The 3178-nt window shown below is 67.0% G+C and carries 1 protein-coding gene; it reads left to right on the top strand.

The features are described from left to right. Positions 1 to 239 precede the first annotated feature (239 nt). A complete protein-coding gene (gene secA, locus D7X12_RS40455) occupies positions 240 to 3077 on the top strand; it encodes a preprotein translocase subunit SecA (protein ID WP_120630445.1) in 2838 nt (945 codons plus the stop codon). The last annotated feature ends 101 nt before the right edge of the window (positions 3078 to 3178 follow it).

Raw genomic sequence — 3178 nt, 5'->3', positions numbered from 1 at the left:
GCGGGGGCCCGGGGAGGAGCGGCCGGATGAAGTCTTGGCAGCGCGGGGACGTTGAATCTGCTTAGGGGACATTGCGTGGACTCGGTTCCGCTTTACTCTGGGCCACCGCGCGCCGGGCGGCCAGCCGAGAGGAAGTTTCGGGGGGCGCGCGTGGTTTTGGTCTGGTTCTCCCTTACATCTCCTGGGAATTCCCTTCACTCGCCGCCTTCCTTCGAGGATTCTCCGGCGAGAGAGCCAACATGATTGAATGGACGCTAAAGAAGCTCATCGGGACGAAGAATGAGCGCGAGCTCAAGAAGGCCCGACTGAAGATTGCTCGCATCAACGAGCTGGAACCCCGCATGAAGGCCCTCCAGGACGAGGACTTCGCGCGCGAGACGGCCCGGATGAAGCAGGAGATCCAGAACGGCCGGCCGCTGGACGACTTCCTCTTCGAGGCCTTCGCCATCACCCGCGAGGCGGCGCGCCGGGTCATCGGCCAGCGCCACTACGACGTGCAGCTCATCGGCGGCCTGTTCCTCCACGAGGGCTGCATCGCGGAGATGCGCACCGGTGAAGGCAAGACGCTGACCGCCACGCTGCCCTCCTACCTCAACGCGCTGTCCGGCCGGGGCGTCCACGTCGTCACCGTGAACGACTACCTGGCACGTCGTGACGCGGAGTGGATGGGCCGCGTCTACAAGTTCCTGGGCATGACGACGGGCTGCGTGCTCCACGAGCTGTCCGACAAGCAGCGCCAGGAGTCGTACCGCTCGGACATCACCTACGGGCAGAACAACGAGTTCGGCTTCGACTACCTGCGCGACAACATGAAGTTCCGCCTGCAGGACTACGTCCAGCGGGAGCTGAACTACGCCATCGTCGACGAGGTGGACTCCATCCTCATCGACGAGGCCCGCACGCCGCTCATCATCTCCGGCCCCACCGAGGACAGCACCGACAAGTACCTCACGGTGGACAAGGTCATCCCGGGCCTCGTGCCGGACCAGGACTACACCCTGGATGAGAAGCACCGCGCGGTGGCCCTCACCGACGACGGCATCGACAAGCTCCAGCGCAAGCTGGGCGTCGGCAACCTCTACGCCCCGGACGAGATCGAAACCCTCCACCACGTCGAGCAGGCCCTGCGCGCGCACACGCTCTACAAGCGCGACAAGGACTACGTGGTGAAGGACGGCGAGGTGCAGATCGTCGACGAGTTCACCGGCCGCCTCATGCCGGGCCGCCGCTGGTCCGACGGCCTCCACCAGGCCATCGAGGCCAAGGAGGGCGTGAAGATCGAGAACGAGAACCAGACGCTCGCCACGGTCTCGTTCCAGAACTACTTCCGCATGTACTCCAAGCTGTCCGGCATGACGGGCACCGCGGACACGGAGGCGGAGGAGTTCGCCAAGATCTACAACCTCGACGTGCGCGTCGTCCCCACGAACCGGCCCGCGGTGCGCCGCGACGAGCAGGACGTGGTCTACAAGACGGAGCGCGAGAAGTTCGAGGCCGTCGCCGGTCAGATTGAAGAGCTGCACAAGGCGGGGCAGCCCGTGCTCGTGGGCACGGTGTCCATCGCCAAGAGCGAGGTGGTCGCCAACTTCCTCAAGAAGCGCGGCGTGCCGCACAACGTGCTCAACGCCAAGGCTCACCAGCGCGAGGCGGACATCGTCGCGCAGGCGGGCCGCAAGGGCGCGGTCACCATCTCCACCAATATGGCCGGTCGAGGCACGGACATCCTCCTGGGCGGCAACGCGGAGGTCATGACCAAGAGCGCCATGGGCCCGCCGCCGGAGCCGCCCCTGTCGTCGTCCGCGGACGGCGAGCCGGTGGACCTCACGGCCTACCAGGCCGCGCTGGCGGACTACGAGAAGCGCTTCGCGGAGACGACGGCGAAGAACGAGGAGCTGACGAAGCAGGAGCGCCAGGAGGTCATGGCCGCTGGCGGCCTCTTCATCATCGGCACCGAGCGTCACGAGTCCCGCCGCGTGGACAACCAACTGCGAGGCCGCGCCGGCCGTCAGGGTGACCCGGGCGCCAGCCGCTTCTTCCTGTCGCTCGAGGACGACCTGATGCGCATCTTCGGGTCCGAGCGCATCCAGAGCCTGATGGAGCGCCTGGGCATGGAAGAGGGCGAGGTCATCGAGCACATCTGGCTGTCGCGGGCCATCGAGAGCGCGCAGAAGCGGGTCGAAGGCCACAACTTCGACATCCGCAAGAACCTGCTCGAGTACGACGACGTGATGAACCAGCAGCGGCGCACCATCTACAAGCTGCGCCGCCAGGTGCTCGCGTCGGGCGCGGGCGTCCCGCTCGTGGAGTACGAGGAGGATTTGAAGACCCGCGTGAAGACCCGCTCCGAGCGCGTCATCACCTGGGCGGACTTCCGGGAGATGGTCCTGGACGCGATGGACGACGCCGTCGTGTCCCTGACGGACACCTACGCCGCCACGCGCAGCTCCGACACCTGGGACATCGAAGCGCTGTCCGCGGCGGTGAAGGAGTCCTTCAACCTGGAGATGAGCTTCGAGGGCACCGGCAACCGGGAGGAGCTCCAGGAGCAGATCTACCAGGCGGCGGAGAAGGTCTTCACCGCCCGCGAGCAGGAGTTCAGCGAAGACTTCATGCGCTTCCTGCAGTACCGGTACCTGGCCACCATCGACCAGCTGTGGAAGGACCACCTGCTGGCCATGGACCACCTGCGCCAGGGCATCGGCCTGCGCGGCTACGGCCAGAAGGACCCGAAGCAGGAGTACAAGAAGGAAGGCTACCAGGGCTTCATCCAGATGCTGGCCGCCATCAAGACGCAGTTCGTCAGCCAGATGATGCGCGTGCAGGCCCGCTCCGCCTCCAGCGCGGCGGAGGAGACGGCCCGCATCCAGCGGCAGCTCGCCCAGCAGCAGAAGAAGGCCGTGGAAGGCCGCGCGGACGCCGAAGGGAAGCTGGCGGAGCCCATCGCTCCCCCTGTTGCCCAGCGTGCCGCCAGCGCCGCCAGCTCGGATGCCCCCCGCGTGGGCCGCAACGACCCCTGCCCCTGCGGCAGCGGCCGCAAGTACAAGAAGTGCCACGGCGCCAACGAGGCCAACCCGTAGCCGTCCCTCGGGGACAGCCCTGACGTCGCCTTCCGGCGCGGTCGCCCTCCCTTTCCGAAGGGAGCGGGGGCCGCGCCGGTCGCCTTCCTGGAGGGCAGGGG

The sequence above is a fragment of the Corallococcus sicarius genome, from assembly GCF_003611735.1.
GTDB classification, from domain to species: domain Bacteria; phylum Myxococcota; class Myxococcia; order Myxococcales; family Myxococcaceae; genus Corallococcus; species Corallococcus sicarius.
This window is presented reverse-complemented; position numbering and strand designations above follow the sequence as displayed.

Bases quoted from the DNA above. Each gene is read 5' to 3' on its own strand.
- secA (WP_120630445.1), top strand. From the start codon at position 240: ATGATTGAATGGACGCTAAAGAAGCTCATCGGGACGAAGAATGAGCGC.